General features: G+C 71.0%; 5 protein-coding genes and 1 pseudogene. 2 read left to right on the top strand and 4 right to left on the bottom strand.

Going from position 1 to position 6,838, the window contains the following annotated elements; all coding sequences use genetic code 11:
- Positions 1-129: 129 nt before the first annotated feature.
- The 3 genes from ACFWPT_RS21795 to ACFWPT_RS21785 are packed head-to-tail and all read right to left on the bottom strand — an operon-like array spanning position 130 to position 3,130.
- The gene (locus ACFWPT_RS21795) at positions 130-1,134 is read right to left on the bottom strand and encodes an IS3 family transposase (RefSeq protein WP_380483562.1); all 1,005 of its coding nucleotides are present in this window, start codon (positions 1,132-1,134) and stop codon (positions 130-132) included.
- A 20-nt stretch (positions 1,135-1,154) separates the two neighbouring features.
- Positions 1,155-1,538, bottom strand: coding sequence for a transposase (locus ACFWPT_RS21790; protein WP_380381112.1), 384 nt, complete (start codon positions 1,536-1,538; stop codon positions 1,155-1,157).
- 56 nt (positions 1,539-1,594) lie between these two features.
- Positions 1,595-3,130, bottom strand: coding sequence for an ISL3 family transposase (locus ACFWPT_RS21785; RefSeq protein ID WP_380483560.1), 1,536 nt, complete (start codon positions 3,128-3,130; stop codon positions 1,595-1,597).
- Positions 3,131-3,413: 283 nt separating this feature from the next.
- On the opposite strand from ACFWPT_RS21785, the pseudogene ACFWPT_RS21780 reads away from it, so the two are divergent.
- Together ACFWPT_RS21780 and ACFWPT_RS21775 are read left to right on the top strand one after the other, a co-directional pair.
- Positions 3,414-5,550, top strand: a pseudogene (locus tag ACFWPT_RS21780) (thioredoxin domain-containing protein).
- Positions 5,551-5,589: 39 nt separating this feature from the next.
- A complete protein-coding gene (locus ACFWPT_RS21775) occupies positions 5,590-6,465 on the top strand; it encodes a GNAT family N-acetyltransferase (RefSeq protein ID WP_380483558.1) in 876 nt (291 codons plus the stop codon).
- Here the strand turns inward: ACFWPT_RS21775 and ACFWPT_RS21770 are convergent.
- Entirely contained in the window at positions 6,456-6,812 is a 357-nt protein-coding gene (locus ACFWPT_RS21770) for a hypothetical protein (protein WP_380483556.1), read from the bottom strand. The two genes, ACFWPT_RS21775 and ACFWPT_RS21770, sit on opposite strands and share 10 nt — an antisense overlap.
- Positions 6,813-6,838: the final 26 nt, after the last annotated feature.

The raw sequence follows: 6,838 nt of genomic DNA, 5'->3' as shown, positions 1-6,838 counted from the left end.
CCGACCCCACTGAAGCTCTTGTTCGACAGCCTCGCCGGGCCGGTCGCCCAGCCGACAACGCCCGGCGTGTGCTACCGGAGCTGGCGAACCGTGGCGGAAGATTTCAAGTCCAGTGAGACGGTCGGGATGTTAGGAGGTTTGTGGGGCGGGTTCCCTGCGCTTGCTGGGGTCGTTGATCCATGCTGTCTGCGGGATCTCGGGCGGTCGGGGACGGCGGCCGAAGCGTTCGGGATGCCGGGCGTATGCCTCGGCAAGGGTGACGGCCCGCTGGTCGCGGACCTCCTCGGCGGTGCCGAAGTGGACGCTGGCAGGTGTGTGGAGGCCGATTCCCGAATGCCGGTGCTCGTGGTTGTAGTACGAGATGAAGGCGTCGAACCATTCCCGGGCGTGGGCCAGGGAGTCGAACCGCTGTGGGAAGTCGGCCATGTACTTGGTGGTCTTGAACTGGGCCTCGCTGTACGGGTTGTCGTTGGAGACCTTGGGACGCGAGTGGCTTCGGGTGACGCCGAGGTCGATCAGCAGTTGGGAGACCTTCTTGGAGGTCATCGAAGTGCCGCGGTCGGCGTGCACGGTCTCGGGAACGATGCTGTTGCGCTCGATTGCATCGCGGATCAACTCTTCGGCCCGTTCGGCTGATTCGGCCAGTTCGACGGTGTGGCCGACGATGTAGCGGCTGAAGATGTCGATGATGACGTAGGCGTGGTACCAGATGCCCTTGCGGGGGCCGGCCGCTTTGGTGATGTCCCAGGTGAACACCTGGGAGGGGCCGTCGGCGACCAGTTCGGGCACCGTCTTGGCCGGGTGGGTGGCCTGGCGGCGGCGCTCACCCGACTGCCCCCGCTCGCGCAGGATCCGGTACATCGTGGAGACCGAGCAGTGGTAGCGCCCGGTGTCCAGCTCGCGGGCCCAGATCTGCGCGGGAGGCAGTTCGGCGTACTCGGCGCTGTTCATCAACGCCAGGACCGCATCTCGCTCTTCGGCCGTCAGGGCCGACGGCTGGACCTGCGGGGACCTGGGCCCGCGCGGGGGAGGCGGCTTCAGCCTGCGGTAGTGGGTGGCCCGGGAGCGGCCGGTCAACCGGCACGCGGCCGTGATGCCCAGCTCGTGTTCGACGGCGGTGAACGCCTCGTCCACGACGGGATCGGCGGCGTGCCTCAGTCCGCGCTCTCGGAGATCATTTCCAAGAGCGCCGACGCTTTTCCCAGAACCTCCAGCGCGGCCTTGTTCCGGGCGAGCTCCTTCTCCAGCCGTTCCACCTGCCGGCGCAGTTTCTCGTTCTCGACCTCGGCGGCGGACTTCTTCGGACGGGCCGGGCTCGTGCGCCGGTCGACCAGGTTCTCCAGGGCCCCGGCGTCGCGCGCGGCCCGCCACTCGGTGACGTGTGAGTGGTACAGGCGCTCGCGGCGCAGGACCGCGCCCTTCTCGCCCTCGGGCGCGGCGTCGTACTCGGCGACGATCCGCAGCTTGTACTCGGGACTGAACGTGCGGCGTTTCGGCCGGGGAGCCGGGTCGGCTGCGGACGGATTGGTGCTGGTCATCAGGGGTGGAACTCCTACTCGGGCCCTCTCAGGCTAACCCGACAAAGCGGGATGTCTCACCCAAGGCTGACAGAGAGGGGTAGGAGATCGAAGTTGGCTCGGCCGAACATCTGCCGCTTCAGCATTTTGATCTTGTTATTGTGGCCCTCGACCGCGCCGGAGCTGTAGGGCAGGGTCAGGCCGGCGACGACCGCATCGAGGTCCTGCAGGAGACCGTTGGCGAAGCTGCGAAGGGCCGGGACATGGTCCTGCTGGACGCGTGTGATCCAGTCCTTGAGCTCGCTTCCGCGGCGGTCGTTCATCAGCTCGGCGAAGGCCCTGACCTGCTCGGCGGTGGTGGCCAGCGCCGGGACTCGGGCGAGAAGCTCCTTGAGCTGCTCGGCCTCTTCGCTGCGGAGGCGTTCGGGGCGGCGGGTGATCCAGCTGGTCACGTCCCTGACGGAGGGCTTTCGGCGTGGCGGGTCCTGGTGCGGGAACGCTGCTCGAAGCCGGCGGACGTACTCGCGGACGATCTGTTCCTGCCCGGGGAATCCGCGCTGCCGGATCTCCTCGATCAGGCGCCGGGCGATCGTGTGACCCTCAGCGAAACGCTGGTCGATGTAGGGCTTGTAGGGGTCGAGGATGCTGGTGCGTCCCGTCCAGCGGCCGACGAGCAGTTCGTCGGGGTCCTTCGCGCGGGCCAGTCGGCGAACTGTGCCGCGAGCCAGGTCCAGTCTGCGGGCGATGACGCGCAGGCTGAACCCGTCCTCCATGAGTGCGTGGACGGCGGCGTGCTGTTCGCGGACCCGGTCGGACAGTCGGCCGGTCCGGCGGGGCTCGGAGCTGACGGGCGCCAAGGCGACAGCCGGGACCGACTCGGCCGCAGGGGCTGGTTCGGGCAGCAGGGCACGGTGCTGGAGCACGGTCTTCTCCACCGCGTCGGCGAGGTTCTGCCACAGGTGGAATCGGTCGGCGACGTGGATCGCGTCCGGGGCACTGAGCCGTACGGCTTCGGCATAGGAGGCCGATCGGTCGCGGCAGACGACTTTGACCCCCGGGTGGTCGGCCAGCCAGGACCGGACGGTTTCGACCGTGCGGTCGGGCAGCAGATCGACCGGGCGGCGGGTCTCGATGTCGACCAGGATCGTGGCGTAGACGTGGCCCTTGCGCAGGGCGAACTCGTCGATGCCCAGCACGCACGGCACCGAGTGCGCCGGATCGGGCAGGGCGCGTATCAGCCGCAGAAGCGTGGAGCGGCTCACCGGGACCGCGAAGGTCTCGGCCAGGCGGGAGCCGGCCCGGCCGGCCAGGGCCAGGGCGAGCTGCCGCAGCGCAGTCTGCAGGCCCTGGCTCCGCCGCCCATGGCGGAAGGTCAGCCCTGCCGCCTGCTCGACGAACGTGCCCCGGAGGCAAGCTCGTTCAGGGCAGCGGAACCGGCGGACCCGTAACTCGACGACCACCCGACGCCCGCCCGACGCGCTGTCGTCCACCCGCCGCAGGTAGCTGCTGTGTACCCGGGTCGAGACAGTTCCGCACGACGGACAGCCCGCCTCGTCGCCGGTCGTGGCGGCGTGAACGGTCACGCGGTCGGCGCGGATGGTCAGGGAGTTCACCGCGACGTCAGTAGTCCGGTGAAGCCAGAGGTCTTGGAGGAGATCGTCAGCCACAACCGTTCATGATCGCGGTTTCGGTGACGCTCCGTCAGCCCAGCACGGAAAGTGACCCAGAACCTCATTTCACCCGTTGCCGACACGCCGTCCTCGTGAGCGGTGGGACACCAGTGGCGCAACCTGCGTCCTGTGCCCTGAAGGTGTGTCGACGGCTTTGGATGTTGGCGTCTCGGCGTGTTGGCAGAACGATCCGAGCGGTGGGCCAGGGGTCTGGGATACTGCTCCCATGGTGAATCGACTGGTGCACGCCCAGTCGCCGTATCTCCAGCAGCACGCCACCAATCCTGTGGACTGGTGGGAGTGGGGAGAGGAGGCGATGTCAGAAGCAGCAAGGCGGGACGTACCCATCCTCCTCTCGGTAGGGTACGCATCCTGCCATTGGTTACCGCTTCTGACGACAAATCAACTGGTGTCATGTGATGGCCCACGAGAGCTTCGAGGATGCCGGGGTCGCCGGGTACCTGAACGAGCGGTTCGTCGCCGTCAAGGTGGACCGGGAGGAGCGGCCCGACGTCGACGCCGTCTACATGGAGGCCGTGCAGGCCGCCACCGGGCAGGGCGGCTGGCCCATGACGGTGTTCCTCACGCCCGACAAGGAGCCGTTCTACTTCGGCACCTACTTCCCGCCCGAGCCCCGGCACGGGATGCCGTCCTTCCGGCAGGTGCTGGAAGGCGTCGACGCCGCCTGGCGGGGCCGGCGGCAGGAGGTCGCGGAGGTCGCCGGGCGGATCCGGGCCGACCTCGCCGAGCGTGCCGCCGTCTACTCGGCCGGTGCCCACCACCCGCCCGCCGGCGCCGATCTGCACCAGGCGCTGGTCACCCTCAGCCGGGAGTTCGACGACCGGCACGGCGGCTTCGGGGGTGCGCCCAAGTTCCCGCCGGCCATGGTCGTCGAGTTCCTGCTGCGCCACCACGCCCGCACCGGCTCCGAGGCGGCCCTGGAGATGGCCGTCCGCACCGGCGAAGCGATGGCCCGCGGCGGCATCCACGACCAACTCGGCGGCGGCTTCGCCCGGTACGCGGTCGACGCCGGCTGGGTCGTGCCGCACTTCGAGAAGATGCTGTACGACAACGCCCTGCTGCTGCGCGCCTACCTGCACCTGTGGCGGTCCACCGGCTCCCCGCTGGCCCGCCGGACCGCGCTGACCACCGCCGACTTCCTGCTGCGCGAACTGCGCACCCCCGAAGGCGCGTTCGCATCCGCGCTGGACGCCGACAGCCTCGACGAGGAGACCGGGCAGTCCACCGAAGGCGCCTACTACGTGTGGGAGCCAGGCCAGTTGGTCGACCTGCTCGGCCCCGCCGACGCGGCCACCGCCGCCCGGCTGTTCACCGTCACCGCCGGCGGCACCTTCGAACACGGCACTTCCGTCCTCCAACTCCTCGTCGATCCCGAGGACTTCGCCGAGTACGAGACCATCCGGGCCCGGCTGTTCGAAGCCCGCACCCGGCGGCCCGCCCCCGCCCGCGACGACAAGGTCGTCGCCGCCTGGAACGGCCTCGCCATCGCCGCCCTCGCCGAGACCGGCGCCCTCCTGGAGCGCCCCGACCTCGTCGAGGCCGCCGAACGCGCCGCCGACCTGCTGCTCGCCGTCCACCTCACCCCCGACGGCCGGCTGCTGCGCACCTCCCGCGACGGCCGGGCCGGCACCAACGCGGGCGTCCTGGAGGACTACGCCGACACCGCCGAGGGCTTCCTGGCCCTGTACGCCGTCACCGGCGACGCCGCCTGGCTGCAACTGGCCGGCGGACTCCTCGACACCGTGCTCAAGCACTTCACCGACGAGGCCTCCGGCGCGCTCTACGACACCGCCGACGACGCCGAGGAACTCATCCGGCGCCCCCAGGACCCCACCGACAACGCCACCCCGTCCGGCTGGACCGCCGCCGCCGGCGCCCTGCTCACCTACGCCGCCTACACCGGCTCCGACCGGCACCGGACGGCCGCCGAACGGGCCCTCGGCATCGTCGGCTCGCTCGCGTCCCGGGCCCCCCGGTTCATCGGCTGGGGCCTCGCCGTCGCCGAGGCGCTGCTCGACGGGCCGCGCGAAGTCGCCGTCGTCGGCCCGGCCGACGACCCGGCCACCGCCGCACTGCGCCGGGCCGCGCTGCTCGGCACCGCGCCCGGGGCGGTCGTCGCGGTGGGCTCGCCGGCGGGTCCGGCGGATGGTCCGGCGGCGCGCCCGGCGGATAGTTCGGCGGATGGTTCAGTGGAGGACGGCGGTGCGGAGGTGCCGCTGCTGGCGGACCGGCCGCTGGTCGGCGGAGCGCCCGCCGCCTACGTCTGCCGGCACTTCGCCTGCGAAGCGCCGACCACCGACCCGGCAGTCCTCGGCGAGCGGCTGGGCGTCGTCGTCGAATAATCCGCTGGTGGGAGGGGCGCGGCCGGGCCAGAATGGGCCATGACCTGGACCTTGAGCAGCTCGTTCGACGACTTCCGGCGCCACGCGGAAGAATTCCTCGCCGCCCGCCCGGCCGAGAGCACCGTCCTGCTCACGGTCGTCCACCGGCTGGCCGAACGCGGCCTGGACGTGTTCGGGCAGCGGCCACCGGTCTTCGGCTGGTGGCACCCGGCGGACGGCGGCCCGGTCGAAGGAGCCTTCCTCCAGACGCCGCCGTTCAGCCCCCGGCTCTCCTGCACACCGGCGGCGGCAGCCGAGCTGGCGGTCGAACTGGCCGCCGCCGGGAGCGAGTTCACCGAGGTGTCCGGCGTCGGCGGAGGCGCGGACGCGGTCCGGGCCTTCGCCGCGGCCTGGACCGTCGCCACCGGCGCCGACCAGTCCGTCCGCTTCAACGAACGGCTCTACCGGCTCGGCGAGTTGACCGACCCGCCCCGTCCGCCCGCCGGCCACCACCGACCCGCCACACCGGCCGACCGCGAACTGGCGATCCGCTGGTACGAGGAGTTCCTCACCGAAGCCGGGGTCGACCTGCCCAACGTCCCCCAGTCCGTCGACGACCGGATCGCCACCGGCGGCCTCCACCTGTGGGAGGACGGCCGCCGCCCCGTCGCCCTGGCCGGCAGCAGCCCGGTGATCGCCGGCATGTCCCGCATCGGCCCCGTCTACACCCCGACCGACCAGCGCGGACGCGGCTACGCCAGCGCCGTCACCGCCGCCGCCTCCGCACACGCCCTCGCCCAGGGGGCGGCCGAGGTCCTGCTCTACACCGACCTCGCCAACCCGACCAGCAACTCCATCTACCAGCAGATCGGCTACCGGCCGGTCGAGGACTGCCTGACCCTGGACTTCACGACGCAGGACGGAAGTCACGCGTAGTCGACCGGACGGCCGCCGACCACCTTCGTGTTGAAGGGGTCGGCGGCCGAAGTCGCGACGGGTGCCGGCAGATGGTCCGCGTTCACATACGTCTGCGCGCAGGTCAGCAGATTGCCGCCGGCCGACCTCATGTCACCGGCCAGGCCGTCCAACAGCGCCTTCCAGGCCGCACCGCACCCCTGCAACGCCGCCCCGCTCTGCCAACCCGCCAGACTCCCGGCCGCCTTGGCGCTCGGCTCGGCCAACTTCGCGGTCTCGTCGGGCACTTTCCCGGCGACGGTCAGCGCGCTGTTCCCGGCCGCGGTCAACTCGCCCGGTTTGACGGTGAATCCTGGGTCGCTCGGCACGATGTCCCCCCGGACGTCCGATGTCG

The organism is Kitasatospora sp. NPDC058478 (assembly GCF_042720345.1).
Lineage (GTDB): Bacteria > Actinomycetota > Actinomycetes > Streptomycetales > Streptomycetaceae > Kitasatospora.
This window is presented reverse-complemented; position numbering and strand designations above follow the sequence as displayed.

Excerpts from the sequence above, each read along its gene's own strand:
- ACFWPT_RS21790 (WP_380381112.1), bottom strand. The coding sequence starts at position 1,538 with ATGACCAGCACCAATCCGTCCGCAGCCGACCCGGCTCCCCGGCCGAAA.
- ACFWPT_RS21775 (WP_380483558.1), top strand. The coding sequence starts at position 5,590 with ATGACCTGGACCTTGAGCAGCTCGTTCGACGACTTCCGGCGCCACGCG.